Origin of the sequence: Glutamicibacter arilaitensis, assembly GCF_044793945.1 — a bacterium.
Classification (GTDB): domain Bacteria; phylum Actinomycetota; class Actinomycetes; order Actinomycetales; family Micrococcaceae; genus Glutamicibacter; species Glutamicibacter arilaitensis_B.
Genome location: NZ_CP084994.1, coordinates 1,649,706 through 1,672,817 on the forward strand (window position 1 = coordinate 1,649,706; position 23,112 = coordinate 1,672,817).

Here is a 23,112-nt window from a genome sequence, read left to right on the forward strand (position 1 = left end):
GCTCCCAATGACTATCATGCCAACTCCAGCACGTGGCAACTCGGTCCGGGCTGCAGAATCAGAGGTCGTTGAAGCACTCACTGGCTTCCTGCCCGTGGCGCTGATCGCTTCCGGCGCGGGAGTCAAAGACCCAGGCCAGGTACGCAAGTGAAGGAGTGGGGCGCTGAAGCCCACCGCGGCGTCCGCTGCCCGGCTTCGCTTCCTCCTGGATCAAGCTTCATACATTGCCCAGAACGAATCGCGGGAGATCGCAGCCGCATGGCTGACCTCAGCTAACGAGCAGCTCGATTACGAGTTGCCTCTGAAAGCCGTCCGCGAAGAACGGTACAAGGGCGTGGCTGAAGCCGCTAAATCTTTCGTGAACGGCTACGCAGGTTGAACCAGCGGATCTGTCAGGAGACGGGCCTCTCGATTGTTGAGGGGTCCTGGTTGGGTTCCTTTGAGCGGCCCAGCAGCTATGCGATAGCTAACTGATTCTCTAAAACCCGTTCATCCTAAAACCGAGACTGCGTCAACCCATCCAAGGAACCATGGGGCAGCTTCACGTCGCTAAAGTTGGTGCCGTTCCTGATTGCCCGGAATGAGGCTTCCGAGCAGAGAGTGATGATGGGCTCGGGGTTTCCATCTCGGTACGCGTCAAGGGAGCGGTGGTAGGCGCCGATGTCCGCCAGGAGACCAGCAGAAACGGGCGTTGATACGTTGCGCGCGACGCCGTGGCGCTTTAGCATCGAGTGGTTTCAGAGACCTCCCAGTTCGGCCGTTTCCGTCCGTGAAGGGGTGGATGGTTTCAAACTGGGCGTGAACTATAGCTGTCTGAACCATCGCGGACACGTCAGTTCGTCGGGCGTAGACCATCAAATCTTCCATCAGTGCAGGGACTCGGTCGTGAAGCGGCGGATGACCTCTGCGCCGTATGGGCTACTTGGAAAAAGTTCCTTCTGACTATCACCTCTACTCACTGTGGCCCTGGAATCTAGCTGTCGGCGGCGTACCTTCTATCACTTAGTAAGTTATCTGATAGAAAATGATCCACCGGTTATCACTTAGGGATATCTTCCCGATGGTCTCGAAGAATTCTGGTTCCGCCTGGGGAAAGAACTCGCAAGTGTCTTGTGTTGAATCCGCCGAGGCAGGTCCGAGCCCGAAAGTCGGAGGGGGATTTTTCTACGGACTGCTTCTCCGGTATCCAGCTACGACACCGTGGATATGTATTTCGCTGGCGGACGAAAGCTAGAGAAAAATCTCCGATTATCTTAGGCTAGGACCAAGGGGTACCCTCCCCACTTTTTGGAAATGTCCAGCATTTCCGGCAAGGACGGCACATTATGTCGAACAAGTCACCACGCAAGAGCGATGCGAAAAAACCCGGTAAGTCCATCAAGGAAAAGCGCGCCGAAAAGCGCTTGAAGCATGCTGACACGGTCACCGAGCCGGTGCGAAAGTCAGCCAAATAATCAAAAGCCAGCCATGAGAGCTGTGCACTAAGTATCAAAACTGATCGAGCCCCTGTACCGCAGCGAATTATCGCCGGGCAGGGGCTCGATTGCGTTGGCCTTAGGGGAGCTGTGGCTCCACCTCGTAGTGCTCGGCCACCTGGGTGATGACCTCATTGGCGCCCTGGAGCGAGACCGAGGAGAGGAAGATCGAGTCGTCTACTGGCATGACCTCACCGGTCAGCTTCTTCCACAGCGGGTTGGAGGTGAACTTCTTTTCCTGCTCCCGTGAAGCGTCGCCCTCTGCGCCTTCCGGCGCCCAAGTGGACTGGAAGATGACCTTCGCGTCGGCCTTCAGGATTTCCTCGGAAGACAGCGGTACGAAGATGGACTCGGTGGTGTCCGGAGCGTCCTTGGGGCGCGGGATTTCCATATCCGCCATGATTTCACCGATGAAGGAATCCGTAGCGTAGAGCCGGGCGGTGTCTTCGCCTGCGAAGCGAACCAGCGAGTAAGTGGTGTCAGCATGCTTGGCGAGGATTTCTTTGCCCACGGCAGCCGCGCGGTTCTCGTATTGGGTCACTGCCTGTTCCGCTTCGCTCTTCTTGCCCAGCGCCTCGCCCAGCAGCACCACGTTTTCTTTCCAGGTCGGTCCGGTGGACTCGGAGAAGATGGTCGGCGCGATCTTGTTCAGCTGGTCGTACATGCCGCCCTGGCGGACGTCGGCCGAGATGATGATATCCGGGTCTGCGGCCAGCAGCTTTTCGAGGTCCGGTTCGGTGGTGGTACCCACGTTCACCGCTTCGTCGGTCAGTTCGCTGACATCGCCGAGGTATTCGGGGAAGGGGTTTCCGGACTTGCGGTATTCGGTGTACGCCACAAGTTCAGCGCCTAGCAGCAAGGTGGCATCGACGTAGGACGGATCCAGCGCGGCAACACGCAGCGGGCGCTCGGCCAGTTCGGCCTTCCCGCGGAAATGCTCGACGGTGAGGGGGAACCCGGCGTTGTCGGCTCCGCTTTCCGCGGCGGGAGCGTCGGAGGTGGCGGCACCGCCGCAGGCTGCGAGGGTCAGGGTTGCGGCGGCCAAGGCAGCGGATAGGCCGATCAAGCGCGAAGTATGCATGCGAGTGCTTTCCGTGAAGATGATTTACTTATTGGCGCATAGTCTAATTCCAAGACGCGAGCTTAGGTAAGGGTAAACTCAATCTGCGAAATGTACAGTAGCATGGTTCTGGCCCGCTTGGGCAGCATCTTGCGTCGCACGAAGGGTAATGAGTCATTTCACGTAGCACATCACGCGCCGCCAGCCTGCTGGTCCTGGCCCTCTCTGTGATCGCCGCCGTGCTGCTGAGCCTCTGGATCGGGAGCAGCACCGCGACCATCGCCGAACTGCGCCATGCCCTTTTCAGCCCCGATGACCGGGTCAGCGACATCGCCATCCGGGAGATCCGTTGGCCGCGTACGGTCACAGCCCTAGCCGCCGGGGCCGCGCTGGGCATGGCCGGAACCCTGATTCAAGGGCATACCCGCAACCCGATAGCCGAGCCGGGCCTCTTGGGCATCAACCAGGGCGCCGCGCTGGCCATCGTCTCGGTGGCCGTCTTCTCCGGTCCGCTGCAGCCCTGGCCGCAAGCGCTGCTTGCGCTCGGGGGCGCCTTGGTGGCTTCGCTGATCGTTTTCGGCATCGGCCGGGTCGATGGACGCGGTGCCTCGCCGATCACCTTGGTTTTGGTCGGAGCCGCGGTGACCGCACTGTGCGCGGGAGTGGTCTCGGCCATCGTGCTGCTCAGCGAGGCCGCGCTGGAGATGCTGCGCTTCTGGCAAGTCGGTTCCGTGGTCCAAGGGTACGACTCGTTCCTAGCGCTCTGGCCGCTTTTGGCGGCAGGGAGCATCCTCGCCTTGGCCAATGCTCGGGGGCTCAACGCCTTGACCCTCGGAGAAGATTCCGCCCGCGGCCTGGGCGTCACCGCGGTGAAAGCGCGCGGCATCGGTTTGGCGGCGATCGTGATGCTCTCCGGGCTGGCGGTCACGCTCGCCGGGCCCATCGCATTCCTAGGGCTGCTGGTGCCGCATGTGTCCCGGCGGATCTTCGGGGCGGACTACCGTTGGGTGATCCCCGGCTCCGCGGTGAGCGGGGCACTGCTGCTCGTCGTGGCCGACGTGCTCGGGCGCATGCTGGCGCGCCCGGGCGAACTGCCGGTCGGCGTGGTGGTGGCGATGCTCGGTGCGCCGTTCTTCATCTACGTGGCCCGCCGACGCAAGCCGGTCACGGTATGAGCGCCCGGCGCGCGGCACCGACCGCACTGCTTCTGCTCCTTGCCGCGCTGGCTGTGCTCTGCTTGCATCTGGCGATCGGCGGGACTCCGATTCCGCTGCCCGACGTGGTGCGCAGCCTGCTAGGGATATCCCCTGATCCACGCACCGAGCTGGCCATCATGGAATTCCGGCTGCCGCGCAGTCTTGCTGCGCTGTTCGCCGGAATGGGGTTCGGAGTGGCCGGCGCACTGACCCAAACGGTGGCCCGCAACCCGCTGGCCAGCCCGGATATCCTCGGCGTGACCAATGGTGCCGCGCTTGGTGCTGTCGCGGTGCTGGCGCTGACCAGCCAGGTGCAGGGCCTGCCGATGTTCCTTCACCTTTACGGGCTGCCGATTGCCGCCACACTCGGTGGGCTGCTGGTTTCGGCGCTGGTCTTTTCCCTCGTCTGGCACAGCTCGCTGGAAAGCAACCGGCTGGTGCTCGTAGGCCTGGGCATGAGCGGGCTCTGCGCCGCATTGACCTCATGGATGCTGACCCTCGGCGAAGTTTACAACGCCCAACAAGCACTGACCTGGATGGCGGGAACCGTCAACGGGGTCTCCTGGGCGGATCTGGCTATCGCCCCGCTGATAATCGCCATAGGCATCGGGCTCGCCGCGGCGCTGCGCAACCAGCGCGAGGTGCTCGCATTGGACTCCGATACCTCCCGGGCTCTTGGCATGAACTTAGGCCGGGATCGCATCATAATGCTGGGCCTGGCTACCGCGCTGGCGGTTGCCGCGACGGTGATTGCCGGGCCGCTGGCCTTCGTTGCGCTGGCCAGCGGACACGCCTCGCGATTGATTGCCCGCACCACCGTACCGCCGGTCGTGCACAGCGCGCTGGTTGGTGCCATCTTCGTGCTGCTTGCCGACCTGGCTGCCGCACGACTGTTCTCCGTGGTGCTCCCGGCGGGCGTGGCCACCGCAGTGATTGGCGCTCCCTATCTGATCTATCTGGTGATTCGCCAGTCCCGGGTGCGCACCGTCTGAGGCCCGGACGCGCCGACGCTAGTCGCGCGAACGCAACCCGGGAAAGTCCGAGTCGCGGAATTCGGTGCCCGCGACTACCCCGGTGCGGTGCCGTTCTTCCTCGGCTCGGCGCAGTTCGACTCGGCGGATCTTTCCCGAGATCGTCTTCGGGAGATCCGCGAATTCGATCCGGCGGATGCGTTTGTAAGCGGCCAGATGCTCGCGGCAGAATCCCAGAATGCTCTCCGCGAGTTCGGCCGTGGGCTCATAGCCCGCCGCCGGGATGATGTACGCCTTGGGTACGGTCAACCGCAGGTCATCCGGCGCCGGAACCACCGCAGCTTCGCCTACCCCTGGATGTTCGATCAGCACCGATTCCAGCTCGAATGGGCTGAGCTTGTAATCGCTTGACTTGAACACATCATCGGCTCGTCCCACGTAGGTCAGCACACCGTGTTCATCTCGCTCGGCGATGTCTCCGGTGTGGTACACCCCGTCCCGGAAGACGTCGGCGGTTTTTTCCTCGTCCTCGAAGTAGCCCTTCATCAGACCCAAGGGCCTAGGGCTGGTCACTAAGCAGATTTCCCCGAGGTCGCCCTCTTCGCCGGTGGCGGGATCCCGGAGGATGATGTCATATCCGGGCATCGGCCGGCCCATCGCGCCGATGGTGATGCGTTCTCCGGGCGGGTTGGCGATCTGCACGGTGGTTTCGGTTTGCCCGAAGCCATCGCGGATCACCTGTCCCCATGCGCGGTGCACCTGATCGATGACCTCGGCGTTCAGCGGTTCCCCAGCGGAGACAAGCTTGACCGGGGGAGTTTGAAGCAGCGACAGGTCTGCCTGGATCAACAGCCGCCATACGGTGGGCGGCGCGCAGAAGCTGGTCACTTGCTCCTTGGCCATCTGGCCCATCAGGGCAGCCGCGTCGAATCGTTCATAGTTGTAAATAAAGACCGTGGACTCGGCGATCCACGGGGTGAACAGATTTGACCAGGCATGTTTTGCCCAGCCCGGGGATGCCACGTTCAGGTGTACATCTCCTGGCTCCAAGCCAATCCAGAACATCGTGCTCAAATGCCCCACCGGGTAGGAAGTGTGGGTGTGCTCAACGAGCTTTGCCTTGGAGGTCGTGCCCGAGGTGAAGTACCGCAATAGGGTCTCATCGGCCCGTGTGGGTTCGCTCAATTCGAACTCAGCCGGTGCATTGAGCGAGTCCTCGTAGCTGAGGATTTCTCCGTCCGGTGCGCCGCCGATCTGAATGAGCCGGTAGTCTCCGCGAACCGTCTCGAACTTGTGCATCTCCGACTCGTTGGTGATCATCCAGCGCACATGGCCGCGCTCGATCCGGTCTTCGAGGTCCGCCGGGGTCAGCTGGGTGGTGCAGGGAACGAGAATAGCTCCGAGTTTGATGCCGGCAAGCATGGTTTCCCACAGCTCGACTTGGTTTCCGAGCATCACGGCGATCGAATCCGAGCGCTTCACTCCCTGGTCGTTGAGCCAACGCGCGAGCTGCGTGGAGCGAACCGAGAGCTCTCGCCAGGTGCGTCGGGTGGACGTTCCATCGAGTTCGGTGATGATCAGCGCCGGTTCCTCGCCTCGCTGTGGATCCCCAGCAAGCTGGTCGAACCAGTCGGTGCCGAAATTGAAGTGGGTGAACTCGGGCCAGCTGAAGGATTCCCTAGCCTTTGAGTAGTCCTTGCGGAGCTCTAATAGTTGATCTCGGGCTGCGCGGAATTCCTCGCTGACATTCATCTGTGTCCTCTAACTTCCACATGGCTTCAAAAGGTGACGTGCATTACGAGTCAATCTACTTTGATGTCAAAGCATTTCAAAGCACCCGCTCGCTTCTTTTTGCTCCTTCTGGGGATCGGGGACTGCAACCCTTTGGTTGGTAATGGAGAACACTTTAAGGAGATCCAGAAAGAACTTGAAGCTTCAACTAAATTGGAGTAGGGTAGAAACCAAGAACAGTCGAACGGTACCCAGAAAGGTGTCTCACCATGACGATCCTCAAAGCAGACAAACTCTCCGCCGAACTACATATGAATGCCGTCCAGCTCAAGGTGGGGGACATGAAGGTGATGAGCGACTACTACCAGAAGGCCCTCGGGCTTGAGGTGCTAGGCGAATCGGCCCAGGGAACACGCCTTGGCCGAGGCACTCAAACCTTGGTGGACCTGCAGAACGCTCCGGAACTTCAGCTGCCGGCATCCGGCGAGGCTGGCCTCTTCCATACCGCCCTGCTCTTCAATACCCAAGCGGACCTGGCAGCGACGGTGCTCTCCGCTGCCCAATTCGACCAGTCGCGCTTCGTTGGCAGCTCAGACCATCTGGTCTCCGAGGCCTTCTACTTCACCGACCCGGAAGGCAACGGCATCGAGCTGTACTGGGACCGCCCGCGCGACTCGTGGACGTGGAGCAATGGCGAGGTGGCCATGGACACCGTGCACCTGGACCCGAACGCTTTCCTCAATTCGCACCTGAACGAGCAGGCCATCGCCGCGCAGCGCACGACGGAGGCTGAAATCGGCCACGTGCACCTGCAGGTCGGCGATGTGGATACCGCCCGCGCCTTCTACGTCAACACCCTCGGCTTCGATGAGACCACTTCCCTGGGCAATCAGGCATTATTCGTCTCCGCCGGCGGCTACCACCACCACATGGCGATGAACGTGTGGAATTCGCGGGGAGCCGGACCGCGCAAGGACACCCTCGGATTGGGAGAGGTGCTCATCAACGTCCCGACCGAAGAAGAGATCGGCAAGATCGCCGAGCGCTTGAGCTTCGCTCGGGTCGAGAACCACCACACCGGCGCCGAGCTGCGCTTCATGGATCCCTGGAACAACCAGCTGCGCGTAGCGGTCGGCTAACCGCGCCGGATTTGACCAAAAACTGAGGCCACCGCGATGGAAGTTGATCTTCCTTCGCGGTGGCCTCAGTTTTTTGCGCTGCTCCTACCCGTTCCTGGTAGAGCCCAGCTTCGCGGCGGCTCGCTGAATGAGATTCTTCGGCCGCTGGTTATGCACCTGCGGGATCTCGATCGCCGCATGCTCCTGCTCCTCGGCGGTCTCGTTCCAGTAGGCCTCGCTCTTGGTCACCGTGGAGGCATCGGGCTTGTAGGGCGGCTTGTGGAACGAGAGGTGCGGGCGTTCCCAGGCGATATTCTTGCGCAGCACCCGCGCCGGGGTGCCCGCGGCGATGACGTTATTCGGGATCTTGCCGGTCACCAGGCTGCGGTAGCCGATCACCGAGCCGTCGCCGATCGTGGCGCCGGCCAGCAAGGTGGCCTGCGCGCCGATCCAAACATGGTTGCCCACGGTGATGTCCTTGGCCGGGTTGATGCGCTTGCCGGATCTCACATCGAAGATCGGGTGGCCGTCATCGGCGCGGAACTGGTTGCCGCTGGCGATCATCACATCGTCGCCGAAGCTCACGCTCACTCCCTCCACCGCGCTGACCAGTGCCCTGGCGGTGGTGGTCAGGTCGCGGCCGATGCTGACCGTGGCGTCCTGCCCGATGCGGATGTTCAGCTGCCAGCCGTTCTTCTTGCTGGGTCCGATGACCAGCGTCCCGTTGTCGCAGTCGAACACCAAATCCAGCCGTCCGATCCTGGCCTCCGGATCGACCAGCACGCGGTTGTTCTTCCCGCGGATCTTGATCTTGATGTTCTTCTCGAAGACGGTGGGGGACTCGATCCGGTTACCCAGCTCATCCTCGTAGCTACTGAGCGAGGTAAGTTCAATCATCGTCCCGACTATAGGCGATCATGCTGGCCGGCAGGCTGGATGCCCCGGCATTCGCAGGGGACTCCCAGCCGATTCATTCTTGGCGTGCAGGCCCCGTGCGGGCTAGCGGCCGCGCAGGTCCTCGATGAAGGAATCGGCGCGTTCGAGGTTCAGTGCGAGCTTATTGCGCTTCTCGGTGGCCCGCTGCAGGTAGTCCGCGAGCAGGGCGCGGGCCGGCGCATTCTCCGGGTCGCCGGCCAGGGTGTCCACTGTGTCCAGCAGTGAGCCCATCTCCTCCAGGGTGAAGCCCAGCGGCTTCATCGAGCGGATCACCAGCATGCGCGCCAGGTCCGCGGAGGTGTAGATCCGGAAGCCGCCCTCGCTGCGCGTGGTCGCCGGAAGCAGGCCCACCTCGTCATAGTGCCGGATGGTGCGCTGGGAAAGGCCGGTGGCTTCGGCAATGTCCCCGATGTGCATTCTCGGCTCTGCCTTCACGCCGGGAGGGGTCGTTTCGTTCATCTGCATGCTCCTTGTCCCTCGGATTTAAACTCTACCCTTACGTTAAGGTAGGTTTTAATCACTTCATGCGCCGCCGAGGCCAGTCCTAGCCTCGGCCGTGCAATGCCCGGCCTCTCGCCGCGCACACCCACTGATTCTATGCAACGAGGCGCCCCGGATCTCGCCCCGATCTTTGAACGGAGCCATAAATGGCCACGAAAACCACGGCAGAACACCCGGTTCCCACACCCGAAGAGCGGCAATCGGTGCTGCGCACGCTCAAATCTCCGCGGCTGCTCAAAACAGAGGTGCTCGCCGGGCTGGTCGTGGCTCTGGCCCTGATCCCCGAGGCCATCGCCTTCTCCATCATCGCCGGGGTGGACCCGCGCCTCGGGCTCTTCGCCTCCTTCACCATGGCGGTGTCCATCGCCTTCCTCGGCGGCCGGCCGGCGATGATCTCCGCAGCCACCGGCGCCATCGCGCTGGTGATCGCACCGCTGGTAGCCAGCCACGGGGTTCACTACTTCATCGCCGCGGTCATCCTGGCCGGCATCTTCCAGGTGCTGCTGGCGCTGCTCGGCGTGGCCAAGCTGATGCGCTTCATCCCGCGCCAGGTGATGGTCGGCTTCGTCAACGCCCTGGGTATCCTGATCTTCCTCTCCCAGGTCCCCGAGCTGCTCGGCGTGCCCTGGCTGGTCTACCCGCTCACCGCCCTGGGCCTGCTCATCGTGTTCGGGCTGCCCAAGCTCACCACCGCCGTCCCGGCCCCGCTGGTGGCCATCGTGGTGCTGACGCTGATCGCCGTCTTCGCCTCGGTTGCCGTGCCGACCGTCGGGGACAAGGGCGAGCTGCCCGGATCCCTGCCGGCGCTGTTCTTCCCGGATGTGCCGCTGAACCTCGAAACTCTGCAGGTGCTTTTCCCCTATGCGCTGGCCATGGCCTTCGTGGGCCTGCTCGAGTCCTTGATGACCGCTAAGCTGGTGGACGACGTCACCGACACCCGCTCGGACAAGACCCGCGAATCCTGGGGGCAGGGCGCGGCGAATATCATCACCGGCTTCTTCGGCGGCATGGGCGGCTGCGCGATGATCGGGCAGACCATGATCAACGTGAAAGCCTCGGGGGCGCGCACCCGCATCTCCACCTTCCTGGCCGGGGTGTTCCTGCTGATCCTGGTGGTGGTCCTGGGTGACATTGTGGCGTTGATCCCGATGGCCGCGCTGGTGGCCGTGATGATCTTCGTGTCCGTGGCCACCTTCGACTGGCACAGCATCAGGCCCTCCACCTTGCGCATGATGCCCAAGAGCGAAACCACCGTCATGCTGGCCACCGTCGTGGTCACCGTCGCCACGCACAACCTGGCCATCGGGGTGGGTGTCGGGGTGCTCACCGCGATGGTGCTCTTCGCCAACCGGGTGGCCCACCTGGTCACCGTGGAACGTCGCCTGGAGGAGCACTTCGGGGTACAGATCGCCAAGTACGAGGTCAACGGCGAGCTCTTCTTCGCCTCCTCCAACGATCTCTACACCCAGTTCCAGTATGCGGAGGATCCGGACCGGGTGGTCATCGACATGTACAACTCGCACCTGTGGGACGCCTCCACCATCGCCTCCCTGGATGCCATCAGCGCGAAATACGAGAAGTACGGCAAAACCGTCGAAATCGAGGGCCTGAACGCGGCAAGCCTGAAGATGCGCGAACGCATGGGCGGAAAGCTCAGCGGCGGGCACTAGCCCGGTCTAGCTTATCCACAGCTGGTCCGCTCACGCGGCGCACGCCAGGAAATAGCGTCATGATGGCTTCATGAGCATTTCCCAGCTAGCGGCCGGACTGACCGGCCTGCGCCAATTCATGACCGGGACCATCCCGCAAGGAGCCGCCGCGCTGCTCCTTGAGGTCATGGGCCTGTGCTTGGAGGTACTCGAAAAGCTCTCGGCACGGCTCCGCGAATCAACGGACCCGCGAATCGCCGCCGCTCATGCACTTTGCATCGAAAAAACCTTCCGCTACACCGTGCGCGAGCAACTTCGCGCGGTGGCCCACTGCGAGGGAACGGGAGCTCACCTGCTCGCCGCGGAAGAACTGAGCGCAGTGCGTGAATGCCGTGCAGACTACTCGCGGCCGGCGCAGCAAGAATCCGGGCGCACCCTCTACCGGGACACCGCCGGTTTCGTCGTAGGCTGGCTCGGCGTGGACTTCCACGAGGCCGATCGCCGGGTTCGCGACGCACACCTGCTGGTGGCCCGCCGCGCTATGGACGGCAGCGCCCTTTCGCCGCGCTTCGCCGACCTCGCGGCGTTGCATTCCGAGCATGATGGCCTCGATCCTCGCCGCGTCGCGAAGACTGCCCGCAGCCTGGACAAGTTGGAACCGGCGGATACCAGTTTCGAAGGGGCCGCGCTGGATCCGGTGGCAACGCACCACGACGGCCAGCCGATGCAATCGCACGCGGTTAAACTGCTTACCGAAGAAGACCGGGCCACCGGGGACAAGAAGTTCTCGGCGCTGCTGACCGGCTACCGCAAAGCCCACGAGCAAGCGGCCGAGCCCGAATGCGGTTTCTTCAGCCGCGGCACCCGCAACGGAGTGGATAGCTATCTGGTGCGCGTCAAAGGAACCCAAGCGGAGCAATTCCGCTCATTCCTCGGGCAGTCAGATAACCCGCGCACTCAAAGCGGCCAAGCAGCCCGCGTCTTCAGCCAACCCGAACCGGCACCCGAAACCCTGTTCACCAGCGCCGATCCAGCCCCAGCATGGGCGCAGATCCCGGCCGAGCAAGAATCCTCCGCACCGGAGGCCGCCGAAACACAGACTCCCAGCCCGGAGGCACCAGCGGGAACCGCGAACAGCGAATCATCTGCGCAGCCTGAAGCAACGAGCATCGCAGTCGAGGCGATTCAGGTCCCGATAGCTCAACGCCGGCTGAACGCGCTGCTCGCCTCATTGTCCCAATCCGGACCGGGCGCAAAGACCGTCACCCCGCAGATCTTGGTGAACATGCAGGTGCAGAACCTGCAAGACCTGGCTCAGGCCAAGGGGCTGACCGCTCACGGAGTGGAACTCGACCCCGGGGAACTTCGGCAACTGCTATGCGGCGCCCAAATCATCCCGGTAGTCTTCGGCGGCAACGGCCAGGTGCTCGATGTAGGCAGATCCCAACGGCTCTTCCCGGAGCCGATTAAGCGGGCGGCCTTCGCCCGGGACCGTGGTTGCATCGTTCCCGGATGCTCCGCCCCGCACGAAATGCTCGAGTATCATCATTGCAACTGGTGGGAACGCGGGGGCAAGACCTGCGTGGAAAACTGCGCGGTGCTCTGCCGTCAGCACCACACTGCAATCCACCGGGGATTACTTAGAATCGTCATGATCGATACTCTGCCGCACATTCTGCTGCCTAAATATCTGGACCCGGACCGAATACCGCGGCGCAACAGATACTTCCACGCCGCCTAGTTGCAAGCACGCGATTGCCGTTCGCCCAAGCCAATCGCCGGCCACTAATCGTCGATGCAGTCAGATGTCTTTTCGTCCGATGTCTTCTGGGCGTTGATCTGCCACCGGGACTTCTCATCGTTCCATTTCATGATGTAGTTGACCCGCCACATCGCGCATTCCGGGTTTTCGAGGTGGGCAGGTCCGAATTGCTCGTCCTGCGTTGTCCGAAACGCCACGGTTGCGCGCAGCAGATTCGCTTGTGGATCCGATTCTTCGACGTCCACTATCGACAAACCAGACCAACGCGAAGTTTGCTTATCCTTCGACCAGGACGCGGCATCTTCGGAGGCTTCGTACATTTCCGAGCTGAAAGCCGAAAATGCCGTATTGAAGTCTCCACCGTTGATCGCTTCGGCATGCTCTCTGAACGTTTGTGCGATGCCTGCCGCTTGATCGTTGTCGGCCTCGACCAGCGGAAGCACCGGATTATTGCTTGTATATGCGTCGCAGTCATCCGTCGGGAAGTGAACCGGATGGGTGATCCAATTTTCGATGGCCAGAGCGACGCGGGACCCCTGTACCGCGTAGGCGGAAACGTTCTTCCCGGCGGCCATCTCGATTCGGTCCGTGGCGATGAGAACACCCACCAACTCGCCCAGCCTATTAATCGCTGGACCGCCGCTGTTGCCTCCGTTCGCGCGGACGGTGGTGCGTAAGACGTTTTTGATGCTTTCCACGGTCTCGTAGGAAATTTCTTCGCCCAAGGAACTAATTGCACCGTCATTGAACTTGGGTGTTGCCAGATCTTCGGGAGAGTCGTCATTAAAATTTTCCACGGGGAATCCCATGATGGCGATATCTGTTCCGACGGCCGGATCCTCAGCAGCCAAGCGGAAAACATGGCCATCCAAGGACTTTTCCGTCATCAACAGCGCAAGATCTGCGTTTCGGTTGAACCCGATGACTTGAGCAGTGGTGACCTGATCGTTCAGCGATATCGAAAGGGAACTGGGAAGTTCTGAATGACTGCTTTCAACGACGTGCGCCGCAGTCAGGATCAGATTTTCCGAGATGAGAATGCCGCTACCGCGCCCTCCGAGCCCCTGGCAGTAACCGGCCTCAATGTAAGCGACGCCAGATTTGGTTTCGTCGAAGACGGCATCCCACGCTTTTTCCGTGGGTGGATCGCTGGGTGTTTTCGTGGGTGGATCAGGTGTCGGCGGTGGTTCGGGCGTCGCGGTCTCAGTAACAATAATTACCGACGGAGATTGGCTCCCGCCTTCTCGATCTCCCAAAATTGCGTCGCAACCGGTTGTAGAAGCAGTCACGAGGAGTCCGACCGACAATGCGGCTGCGAGTCGCCGACCCCGAATAAGATGCAGCATGATTAAGACTCCAATTCGCCAATGCGTCCCGACTTGTCGAGACACACCCCAAGTGACCATGAATACCCCTGTTCGCATCATAAGCAGAGAAGCCTGTTGGAGGTAGGTTTCAATGGTTTTCGATGTGCATTCGTTATGCAGCGTTCGCCAGTGACAAGGGGGAGAAATGATGGTGGCATGAACATGCTGCACTCCTGCCTTGGGCGCGGGCTGCGCCCACGGTGACCGTGAGGGCCCCGCAAAGAAAAAACCGAACACACTATTGAGGGGAAAACAGTGATTGTTGATGAACATCCCCCTGGAGTTCCCCAGAATGAGAATGCGCCCACACGAGAGCCAAGAGGACAGGCGCCGCTTTTGAGACCAGCCCCGCGCCACGGGCAGAATCCTGCCCGCAGCCACAGAGACCCTGGCGGAGTTCCAATCTCTGGCGGCGCAGTGAACGGTAGGTCGTCTGAACACCCAAGTGCGACTCGCATAGGCAGGTCTGCAGCTACGAAGCAGTTTCTACCGCCGACGCCTCAGCGCTCATCACCATTGGCCAAGAAGCTCGGACATAAACTACTCGGTGATGCCACCGATGCATGGAATCGGCTTAGCTCCTCGGCCGAATGCAGAATCAAAGCCTTGCCCATTCCAGGATGCCGTGTCATTGGCGTTTTGAGCTAGATGGAGGACGCCGAAGTGCTGGTAATCGACATCGCGTAGCCTTAATTGATGTGACCCACCGCAAAAGGGGCTTCCGTGATCAAGCTCATCTCATTGAACGTCTTTTTGAATGCGGAATAATTGGTGCGATGCCAAAGTGTCTGGCATGATTGGAAGGTACTCGATTTATTGTGGACCCTCTCTCCGTGATAGATCCTGTCCTTTTTTAGAGTTGAACTAGTACGGCCTGCCCCACAGGCGCGAAAAGTTTGGCTCGCCCATGTTGAGAAACAGGAGACCACTAAAGTGGCCGTAAAGATTCGTCTGAAGCGCTTCGGTAAGATGCGCGCACCTTTCTACCGCGTTGTCGTCATGGACTCGCGCGCTAAGCGCGATGGCCGTGCCATCGAGGAGATCGGCAAGTACCACCCAACCGAGAACCCATCGATCATCGAGATCGATTCCGAGCGTGCACAGTACTGGCTGTCCGTTGGCGCCCAGCCAACCGAGCAGGTACACGCACTGCTGAAAATCACCGGTGATTGGCAGAAGTTCAAGGGCATCGATGGCCAGGAAGGCACCTACAAGGTTGCCGAGCCTAAGCCTGCATTCGTTGCTCCAGACAAGGGTTCGGTGATCCTCAAGGAGGCCATCACCAAGAAGGCCGAGAAGCCAGCTGCCGAGCCGGCAGAAGCTGAAGCCACCGAGGCCGAGTAATCATGCTCGCCGATGCGCTGGACCATTTGGTTCGCGGGGTAGTCGAGGAACCGGAAGACGTCAGGGTTGCCCTGAAGTCCAACCGCCGCGGCGACCTGCTCGAAGTGCGTGTGCACCCGGATGATCTCGGTCGTGTGATCGGTCGTCAGGGACGTACCGCACGGGCACTGCGTACCGTGATGGCAGCGTTGGCTAAGGAGCCGATTCGTGTTGATGTTATCGACACTGATCGTAGCCGATAGCCAAGCAACTTTGAGGTCAGGCGCAAGCTGACTTCACCACAGAAGGAGTTTCTGCTCAACAGGGCGGAAACTCCTTCTCGTGTTTCACCAGCCAACTTTTGGCACCACAGCGCGTGGCACCGTCCCGTGAATCCAAGGAGAATGATCACCAGATTATGCGATTGCAGGTAGCACGTATCGGCAAGCCCCACGGAATCCGTGGCGAAGTGACTGTTCAAGTCCTCACCGACGTCCCAGATGAACGTTTCGCACCAGGCGAGGTACTCCATGTCATCGACGGCCCGGTCAAAACCCTGACCGTATCCCAGTCGCGCTGGAACAAGACCATTCTTTTGGTCGCCTTCGAAGAAATCAAAGACCGCAACACCGCAGAGACCCTGCGCCAGGCACGTCTCGAAATCGAGGTTACCGGCGAAGAGGAAAGCGAATCGGACGAATGGTACGAGCACGAGCTGGTCGACCTGAAGGTGATGCACGAAGGCAAGCAGGTCGGTGTGATCACCGCGCTGCGCACGAACCCCGCCCAAGATCTATTGGTTTTTGAAGACAACAACGGCGAGGAGGTCTACCTGCCATTCGTGGACGAATTTGTTCCCGAAGTTGATGTTGAAGCCGGCACGCTGACCATCACACCTCCTGCCGGGCTGCTGCAGCTGAATCAGGACGATTCCGAGGAAGAAAAGTAAGCAATATGCGTATCGACGTAGTCTCCATCTTCCCGGAGTACCTAGCGCCACTGGATCTATCGCTGATCGGTCGCGCTCGCGAAGAGGGCATCCTCAACCTGAATGTCACCAATCTGCGTGACTTCACCACAGACCGCCACCACAAGGTCGACGACACCCCCTTTGGCGGCGGCGCCGGCATGGTGATGATGCCCGAGCCATGGGGCCAGGCGTTGGACTCCGTGCGCGCTTCGGCACCCGCGGATCGCAAGCTCATCCTGATCGTTCCCTCCCCAGCCGGCGCGGTCTTCGACCAGCAGATGGCCTACGATTTCGCAGAAGAAGACCATCTGGTCTTCGCCTGCGGACGTTACGAGGGAATCGATGAGCGCGTCATTGAATACGCTCGCGAAGATTTCACCGTCCTACCAGTCAGCATCGGCGACTATGTGCTCAATGGGGGAGAAGTGGCCGTCATGGTGATGGTTGAGGCCATCGCCCGACTCATCCCTGGAGTGATCGGCAACCCGGAATCCCTGGTGGAAGAGTCACACTCCGACGTGCTGCTCGAATACCCGGTATACACCAAGCCAGCGGCTTGGCGTGGCCGAGAGGTACCCGAGGTATTGCTCGGCGGAAACCATGCGCGAGTGGCACGCTTCCGCCGCGACGAGCAGATTCGACGTACCGCCACGCGTCGCCCAGACCTGATTCAACTGCTCGATGCGAGCAAGCTGAACCGCAAGGACCGTGACGCGCTCTGGCACTCCGGATTTGCGGTAGTCGACGGCGAAATCATCGCAAAATCGGGACTGGATTGGGCTAAAGAGTCCTAGATCACCATCTCGCCGGGTTCGCGTACTCGCGCCGGTGCATGGAATATGGCAAAATTGTTTCTTGGTGTGTTTTTGTCCAATTCCTGCCACAGGGGGTTGAGGGACACAGAAAAACCGCCGCATCGACAGCGACAGTCTGTTGGTGGTAACACGTTTCGGAGAGATCGCCTTATCGGTTGATGAGCTCCGCTACGAGGATTCGGTGACCTGTGGCATTGATCCTAGAGGATGCACAATGCATATTCTTGACTCAGTAGATGCAGCTTCGCTGCGCTCCGACGTTCCAGCCTTCGCTCCGGGTGACACCCTGAAGGTTCACGTCAACATCATCGAAGGTAAGAACTCGCGTGTCCAGGTTTTCCAGGGCTACGTTCTTGGTCGCCAGGGCTCCGGCCTGGGCGAGACCTTCACCGTCCGTAAGGTTTCCTTCGGTACCGGTGTTGAGCGTACTTTCCCAGTTCACTCCCCAATCATCGATAAGATTGAGGTAGTGACCAAGGGCGACGTGCGTCGTGCAAAGCTTTACTACATGCGCGATCGTCACGGCAAGGCTGCACGTATCCGCGAGAAGCGCGACTTCGGCGGCAAGAAGTAATCTCTGTTCTCTGATGAACGAGATTGCTAGCCCCGAGCGAGCAATCACGAAGCGCCGGACCTGGTTTTGGGTCTGGCGCTTCGTTGTTCTCGCTATTATTTGTGGCCTGATCGCCACCCTATTCATCCGCGCCTTGGTAGTGGACGTCTATCGCATCGAGTCCATCTCCATGCAGAGCACCCTCGATCCGGGGCAAAGTGTCATGGTTGACCGTCGTGCGTACGCCGACGGTGATCCCAAACGCGGAGACGTCATCGTTTTTGACGGACGCGGCTCGTTCCTTCCTTACGCCCGCGCATCCTTCGCCGATGACCTGCTGGGCGCGCTGCGCCTTAGCGGGACCGAAAATACCTACATCAAACGCGTGATAGCCGTTGGCGGGGACACGGTGGACTGTTGCGGAACCGATGGCAAGCTCAGCATCAACGGCGTGCCGACGGATGAGCCCTATATATATGCAGGCGATGCAGCCAGCGAACAAAAATTCTCGGTGGTCGTTCCCGAAGGTCGCGTGTGGGTCATGGGGGATCACCGTTCAAGGTCTGAAGACTCGCGTGCCCTACTCGGCGCAAGTGGCGGAGGAATGATCAGTATTGACAGAGTTGTAGGTAGGGCAACGCAAGTTGTGTGGCCACTGGACCAGCGCGCAATCATCGAGTAACAACCTGCAACATCCCCGAGGTAGCGAAAAACTTTAAAAACTTTTCACGCTGGGCGAATATTTCCATACTATCAATGGTTGAATATACAAGTTTTTACCTTGCTGCTGAGAATTCATTGGGAATTCTCAGCCCGCACTTAGTTGACTAGCGATAAGTAACCGAACTGCAATCTTAAACTAACTTCTCGGTTCTGCTTCGGGTCGCTGAAATTCTCTTCGACGATGGAATGACAAGGGTAAATGTTCGCCTGAATATATCCGTTTGTTGGACTCGCTCCTTGAAACTCTCTATCAAAAACCGATATTGTTTCAATTTGGTAACAACACACTGCTTTGAAGTGCGCCCAGACCGGGTCGCGACCTTCAAGCGATCGCACCACTTAACTGGGAGAAGCTTTAATGCCAAAACCAAAGAACATGACTGCGCAGCGCGGCATTGTCGCTGCCGCAGCCACCGCACTGGTGGTTGGCGGTAGCTTCATTGCTCCCGCAGTTGCAGCTGATAAGGCTGAAAGCACACCGGCACCGTCGCAGAGCCCGAGCGAGACTCCATCGGCCTCGGATGTCGCTGTAGACACCAAGGGCTTGGATGAGGCCATCAAGCAAGACTTGGGCAAGTCGCCGGAGAAGTACCTTGAAGATGCAAAGGCAAACGACACCGTTGCCGAAGTCACCGAGAAGCTTGAAGCCGAAGGCGTAAAGGTCAAGGCAAGTGTCAAGGACGGCAAGGCCGTGGTTGAAGTTGGCTCCAAGGATGCCAAGAAAGCCAAGGAAGTCGTCGTTGCGAGCTCCGCGCCTAAGGCTGTGAGCCTGAAGATCAATGCTGAGGTCGGCAAGATCTCCAACGTGAATGACGTCTACGACGAACTTCGCGAAAATGTTGCACCAGCCGAAATGACTCGACTGACCGCAATCATGAACACCGGTGCCGGCAAGCCATTCGAAATCGTCGCAGCAGGACCAGCGAAGACCGAGAAGAAGGCAACGCCGAAGGCTACCGCCACCAAGGCAGCAGAAGAATTGCTCACCTTGGAAGAATTCGCCAAAGAAGCTAGCAACGTAAAGCTCGTAGAAGGTGCCAAGGCTAAGGCTGCAGCCCTGACCGACATTTACGGTGGCATGGGCTACGGTATGTCGAATACTGAAGACAGCGTTGAAGGTCTTTGCTCCATCGGCTTCAACGCTTGGAGCCCAGCAGGCGCCGACGCGGTACTCACTGCCGGTCACTGCACCGAAGACGGCGGATTCAAGAACACTTTCGTAGTTGAACACGATGCTCCAAACGAACCGACTGCGATCAGCGCCAAGCTGGGTGTCTTCGGTTTCAGCCAGTTCGGTGGCCCGAACAACTACGGTATTCCGATGACCCCGGACTTGACCCAGGATGACCTGGATAATGCCGAGCCAGGCACCGATATCGCCGTAATCGACGACATCAATCCTGAACTGACCCTGCACCCAGAAGTTTCGCAGTGGCCAGCTGGCGCTGATGAGCGTTCGAAGGTTATTCAGGTAACCGGCGTTTCGAAGGCAACCGTAGGTTCCGAGGCTTGCTCGGTGGGTCGCACCACCGGCTGGAGCTGCTCGAGCATTCTCGGCGAAGGCATGTTCTTCGTCGGTGGCTACGCCGATGACATTCGTGCCGTCTGGGGCTACACCGCCGAGAACCCTAACCAGAGCGTTCTGGACCAGGGCGACTCCGGTGGAGCCGTGCTCGTTGGAAACAAGGCTGTTGGCATCAACTCGGCTAACTCCGGTGGCGAAGATCGGGTCGAAAACACCGCAGACGATCTTGCCTTCTACACCTCGATGTCGGACGTCATGGCCAAGAACTACACCAACGGCTACACCGTCAAGTTCGCTGTGAACACCCCAGCTCAGACCTCGCCAGCAGTTGGCGCTGAGGTCGAGCCAGGCGCAACGATCACCGGTAAGGTTGCAGGCGCTTCGGCCGGCACCACCGTTCGTATCGTTGTTGGCGGCGAGCTGCACGCGAACCCTAAGGTTTCGGCGAACGGCACCTTCACCTTCGCTGCAGGCGATGCTGAAGGTCCATTCAAGTTCAGCATGACCGCTGTCAATGGATTCAATAAGTCGGCCAGTGCAAACGGTTCGGTAATTGTTGCGGCTCCGGAGCCAACTCCGACCCCAACTGAGCCAACCGCGACTCCTACTGAGCCAACGGCAACTCCTACTGAGCCAACCGCGACTCCTACTGAGCCAACGGCAACTCCTACCGAGCCAACCGCGACTCCTACCGAGCCAACCGCGACTCCTACCGAGCCAACCGCGACTCCTACCGAGCCAACCGCGACTCCTACCGAGCCAACCGCGACTCCTACCGAGCCAACGGCAACTCCTACCGAGCCAACCGCGACTCCAACCGAGTCGGCTACTCCAACCGAGAAGCCAACCGAGTCGGCTACTCCAACGGAGAAGCCAACCGAGTCGGCTACTCCAACGGAGAAGCCAACCGAGTCGGCTAAGCCAACTCCAACCAAGGATGATTCCGAAGAGCCAACTGAGGCTCCGAAGAATGATGACCAGACTCCAACCAAGTCGCCTGAGCAGAAGGATCCGCTGGCCGATACCGGTACCAGCACCGTTCCGCTGATCGCCGCTGGTGGAGCCCTGGCTCTCGTTGGTGCAATGTTCCTGCTGTTCCGCCGCGGAAACCGTCGCCACAGCTAAGGGATAACCCCTAAACGGTTGTAGCTTCGGCCACGACCAGAAAGTGCCCCGTTACCGTTGCCGGTAGCGGGGCACTTTCACTTGGCACACATGTGCCTCACCGAATACTTTGCAGAAGTCCAGATATCATCTTCCTAGGTGATCCCAATGACCTTGAGGCGGTAGTAACATGATCAAAAAATCCCCATCAGCTCGTCGTTCACTCGCATTGGCTTCCACCGCAGTCGTCGCAGGGCTCATGCTCTCCGGCTGCGGACAAGCTTCCACCAGCGGTGAAGGTACGACTGAACCTACCGGCAGCGAGAATGTTGTGGACCAGAACGCACTCCTAGAAACCAACGACGCATTGTCCGCCACCTTGGGGGAGGACTATGTGCAGGGCTGGATCGAGGACGGCAAGCTCAACGTGTCGACCACCGAAGAGAGCCAGATGAAGGCCATCGAGGATGCCGGTGCGACCCCGCACTTGGTTCAGTACTCCGCCGATGAACTGCGTCAGGCCATCAGCGACGTGATGAAGTGGCAGGCAGGCTTGGAAGCCCCCCTGAATGTCTCGATTCACGGTTACACCTTGAACCCGAAGATCGGTGGATTGACCTTGTCAGTGGATTCCAGCCACCTTGAGGAAATCAAGGGCTTGCTGGAAACGGACAAGCCACTGGGCGAGATCCCGATTGAATTCCAGAAGAGTGGCGGCATCGCCACCCGCGCCAACTAGGCAGCTGCGTCAAGGGCCGGCCAAGCACATCTGATGCTTGGCCGGCCTTGCACGTTAAACTTCGATTTTTACGCGCTGAGCTGGCCTCCGGCGGAACTACCTGCCCGCCAAGTAAGATGAGAAGCATTGCATGACAGTGAAAGGTAAGAAACCGAACGTGAGCGCCGAATCCGCAGAAGTACCCCCAACGCGGGGCCCGTTGTACCGGCTTTGGCGATTTGTGCGAGAAGTGTTGATCATCCTCGTCATTGCTATTGCGCTCTCCTTGCTCATCAAGACGTTCTTCTTCCGTGCGTACTACATCCCCTCGGGATCGATGGAGAACACGCTGCAGATCAACGACCGCATCTTTGCCAACCTGATGACTCCCGGCCCGTTCGACCTCGAACGCGGCGACGTGGTGGTTTTCCGCGACGACCTGCAGTGGCTGCCACCCTTGGAGAACGACCCGACCGGCTTTGAGAACGCGCTGTCTTGGGTGGGCATCTTGCCGGCGGCCGACGAGCAATACCTGGTTAAGCGCATCATCGGCATGCCAGGGGATACCGTCGAATGCTGCAGCTCGGATGGGCTGCTCACCATCAACGGTGAACCCATCGACGAATCCTACATTTACGACGGCGACGCGCCAAGTGACATCCAGTTCCAGGTCACGGTCCCCGAGGGGAAGATCTGGGTGATGGGCGATCACCGCGGCGCCAGCGCCGACTCGCGCTTCCACGTAGATGTCCAGGGCGGCTTTGTGGACCTGGAATCCGTGCAGGGCCGCGCCTCGGTCATCTCCTGGCCGCTGAATCGGATCGGCGCGATCGATACCCATGAGGAAGTCTTCGCGAACGTCCCCGACGCAGGCAGCAAGTAGAACGCCGGCCCATGGCAACAGCAAAGGCACAGCCAACGACCCTGGATCATGAGCGGGCGCTGGCCGCAGAGCACGGGGTGCGCTTCATAGGCGCTGTGGACGAGGTAGGCCGCGGATCCTTGGCCGGCCCGATCACGGTGGGCATCAACGTCATCGACATGCAACGGGTGACCGAGTTCCCCGAACTGCGCGATTCGAAGCTGCTCACCCCCGCGCGCCGCGAAGAACTTGTCATCCCGGTGCGCGAGTGGGCGCTCGGCTACGGCGTGGGGCACGCCAGCGCAGCCGAGATCGATCAGCTAGGGGTCACCGGTGCATTGCGCCTCGCCGGCACGCGCGCCGTCGCACAGTGCTCCGTGGCCCCGGAGGCAATCCTCCTGGACGGAAGCTATGACTGGCTCACCGCGCCGGAACAGGATCTTTTTGACCTGCTGGCCGATGACCGCGAGCCGGTGGGAGTCCACATTCCGGTTCGCACCATCATCAAGGGAGACATGACCTGCCAGGCGATCGCCGGGGCTTCGATCCTGGCGAAGGTGGAGCGAGATGCGATCATGGTCCAGGCTGCCACGCAGTATCCGGCCTTTGGCTGGGAAATCAATAAAGGCTATGCAACGGCCACGCATCGGGCAGCGATCGAAAAACTTGGCCCCTGCGAGATGCACCGGAAAAGTTGGAACTTGACTTCCAAGCCCGAAAAGGCCCAAGGTAAAACCTAGAGAAGAAGGAAAA

At 60.2% G+C, this 23,112-nt stretch carries 23 protein-coding genes; 17 read left to right on the forward strand and 6 right to left on the reverse strand.

Annotated features, from left to right (window positions below; genetic code table 11):
* Positions 1 to 7: 7 nt before the first annotated feature.
* Positions 8 to 151, forward strand: coding sequence for a hypothetical protein (locus tag LG294_RS07515; protein ID WP_404291014.1), 144 nt, complete (start codon positions 8 to 10; stop codon positions 149 to 151).
* A 485-nt stretch (positions 152 to 636) separates the two neighbouring features.
* Here LG294_RS07515 and LG294_RS07520 read toward each other — a convergent pair whose 3' ends face one another.
* On the reverse strand, positions 637 to 867 hold the full coding sequence (locus LG294_RS07520; RefSeq protein WP_404291016.1) for a Fic family protein: 231 nt from the start codon (positions 865 to 867) through the stop codon (positions 637 to 639).
* 458 nt (positions 868 to 1,325) lie between these two features.
* Here LG294_RS07520 and LG294_RS07525 point away from each other — a divergent pair, with 458 nt between their 5' ends.
* A complete protein-coding gene (locus tag LG294_RS07525; protein WP_258133772.1) occupies positions 1,326 to 1,454 on the forward strand; it encodes a hypothetical protein in 129 nt (42 codons plus the stop codon).
* Positions 1,455 to 1,554: 100 nt separating this feature from the next.
* On the opposite strand, the gene LG294_RS07530 is transcribed toward LG294_RS07525, so the two are convergent.
* Positions 1,555 to 2,556, reverse strand: a complete 1,002-nt coding sequence (locus tag LG294_RS07530) for an ABC transporter substrate-binding protein (protein WP_404291018.1) — start codon at positions 2,554 to 2,556, stop codon at positions 1,555 to 1,557.
* Between the two features lie 206 nt (positions 2,557 to 2,762).
* Here LG294_RS07530 and LG294_RS07535 point away from each other — a divergent pair, with 206 nt between their 5' ends.
* Both LG294_RS07535 and LG294_RS07540 read left to right on the forward strand, forming a co-directional pair.
* The gene (locus LG294_RS07535) at positions 2,763 to 3,710 is read left to right on the forward strand and encodes a FecCD family ABC transporter permease (RefSeq protein ID WP_404291020.1); all 948 of its coding nucleotides are present in this window, start codon (positions 2,763 to 2,765) and stop codon (positions 3,708 to 3,710) included.
* Positions 3,707 to 4,723 carry a FecCD family ABC transporter permease gene (locus tag LG294_RS07540; protein ID WP_404291022.1) on the forward strand — a complete coding sequence of 339 codons (1,017 nt, stop codon included), beginning with the start codon at positions 3,707 to 3,709 and terminating at the stop codon, positions 4,721 to 4,723. The genes LG294_RS07535 and LG294_RS07540 overlap by 4 nt, the downstream gene beginning before the upstream one ends.
* 18 nt (positions 4,724 to 4,741) lie before the next feature.
* Here the strand turns inward: LG294_RS07540 and LG294_RS07545 are convergent, their stop codons facing one another.
* Positions 4,742 to 6,454 (reverse strand): AMP-binding protein, encoded by a 1,713-nt coding sequence (locus LG294_RS07545; protein WP_404291024.1) that lies wholly within the window; start codon positions 6,452 to 6,454, stop codon positions 4,742 to 4,744.
* Positions 6,455 to 6,702: 248 nt separating this feature from the next.
* On the opposite strand from LG294_RS07545, the gene LG294_RS07550 reads away from it, so the two are divergent.
* Complete coding sequence (locus tag LG294_RS07550; protein WP_404291027.1) at positions 6,703 to 7,572, forward strand: VOC family protein; 870 nt, start codon at positions 6,703 to 6,705, stop codon at positions 7,570 to 7,572.
* A gap of 84 nt (positions 7,573 to 7,656) precedes the next feature.
* Here the strand turns inward: LG294_RS07550 and LG294_RS07555 are convergent, their stop codons facing one another.
* Together LG294_RS07555 and LG294_RS07560 are read right to left on the reverse strand one after the other, a co-directional pair.
* Entirely contained in the window at positions 7,657 to 8,448 is a 792-nt protein-coding gene (locus tag LG294_RS07555; RefSeq protein WP_404291029.1) for an acyltransferase, read from the reverse strand.
* A 102-nt stretch (positions 8,449 to 8,550) separates the two neighbouring features.
* Entirely contained in the window at positions 8,551 to 8,946 is a 396-nt protein-coding gene (locus LG294_RS07560) for a MerR family transcriptional regulator (protein ID WP_404291031.1), read from the reverse strand.
* 188 nt (positions 8,947 to 9,134) lie between these two features.
* On the opposite strand from LG294_RS07560, the gene LG294_RS07565 reads away from it, so the two are divergent.
* Entirely contained in the window at positions 9,135 to 10,658 is a 1,524-nt protein-coding gene (locus tag LG294_RS07565; RefSeq protein ID WP_404291034.1) for a SulP family inorganic anion transporter, read from the forward strand.
* A 70-nt stretch (positions 10,659 to 10,728) separates the two neighbouring features.
* Positions 10,729 to 12,378, forward strand: coding sequence for a hypothetical protein (locus LG294_RS07570; protein WP_404291036.1), 1,650 nt, complete (start codon positions 10,729 to 10,731; stop codon positions 12,376 to 12,378).
* A gap of 44 nt (positions 12,379 to 12,422) precedes the next feature.
* Here LG294_RS07570 and LG294_RS07575 read toward each other — a convergent pair whose 3' ends face one another.
* Complete coding sequence (locus LG294_RS07575) at positions 12,423 to 13,688, reverse strand: serine protease (protein WP_404291038.1); 1,266 nt, start codon at positions 13,686 to 13,688, stop codon at positions 12,423 to 12,425.
* Between the two features lie 1,011 nt (positions 13,689 to 14,699).
* Here LG294_RS07575 and rpsP point away from each other — a divergent pair.
* From rpsP to LG294_RS07625, 10 genes are all read left to right on the forward strand, one after another.
* The gene (gene rpsP, locus LG294_RS07580; RefSeq protein ID WP_404291040.1) at positions 14,700 to 15,110 is read left to right on the forward strand and encodes a 30S ribosomal protein S16; all 411 of its coding nucleotides are present in this window, start codon (positions 14,700 to 14,702) and stop codon (positions 15,108 to 15,110) included.
* Positions 15,111 to 15,112: 2 nt separating this feature from the next.
* On the forward strand, positions 15,113 to 15,352 hold the full coding sequence (locus LG294_RS07585) for an RNA-binding protein (protein ID WP_105554626.1): 240 nt from the start codon (positions 15,113 to 15,115) through the stop codon (positions 15,350 to 15,352).
* Positions 15,353 to 15,507: 155 nt separating this feature from the next.
* A complete protein-coding gene (gene rimM / locus LG294_RS07590; RefSeq protein WP_404291042.1) occupies positions 15,508 to 16,038 on the forward strand; it encodes a ribosome maturation factor RimM in 531 nt (176 codons plus the stop codon).
* Positions 16,039 to 16,043: 5 nt separating this feature from the next.
* Positions 16,044 to 16,853, forward strand: a complete 810-nt coding sequence (gene trmD / locus LG294_RS07595; protein ID WP_404291044.1) for a tRNA (guanosine(37)-N1)-methyltransferase TrmD — start codon at positions 16,044 to 16,046, stop codon at positions 16,851 to 16,853.
* A gap of 235 nt (positions 16,854 to 17,088) precedes the next feature.
* Positions 17,089 to 17,448 (forward strand): 50S ribosomal protein L19, encoded by a 360-nt coding sequence (gene rplS / locus LG294_RS07600; RefSeq protein WP_404291046.1) that lies wholly within the window; start codon positions 17,089 to 17,091, stop codon positions 17,446 to 17,448.
* A gap of 13 nt (positions 17,449 to 17,461) precedes the next feature.
* Positions 17,462 to 18,109 (forward strand): signal peptidase I, encoded by a 648-nt coding sequence (gene lepB / locus LG294_RS07605; protein ID WP_404291048.1) that lies wholly within the window; start codon positions 17,462 to 17,464, stop codon positions 18,107 to 18,109.
* 399 nt (positions 18,110 to 18,508) lie between these two features.
* Positions 18,509 to 20,800: a S1 family peptidase gene (locus LG294_RS07610; RefSeq protein ID WP_404291050.1), complete on the forward strand. Its 2,292-nt coding sequence runs from the start codon at positions 18,509 to 18,511 to the stop codon at positions 20,798 to 20,800.
* Between the two features lie 169 nt (positions 20,801 to 20,969).
* Positions 20,970 to 21,518, forward strand: a complete 549-nt coding sequence (locus LG294_RS07615; protein ID WP_404291052.1) for a hypothetical protein — start codon at positions 20,970 to 20,972, stop codon at positions 21,516 to 21,518.
* 157 nt (positions 21,519 to 21,675) lie between these two features.
* Positions 21,676 to 22,380, forward strand: a complete 705-nt coding sequence (gene lepB, locus LG294_RS07620; protein ID WP_404291054.1) for a signal peptidase I — start codon at positions 21,676 to 21,678, stop codon at positions 22,378 to 22,380.
* Between the two features lie 11 nt (positions 22,381 to 22,391).
* Positions 22,392 to 23,099: a ribonuclease HII gene (locus tag LG294_RS07625; protein WP_404291056.1), complete on the forward strand. Its 708-nt coding sequence runs from the start codon at positions 22,392 to 22,394 to the stop codon at positions 23,097 to 23,099.
* Positions 23,100 to 23,112 lie beyond the last annotated feature (13 nt).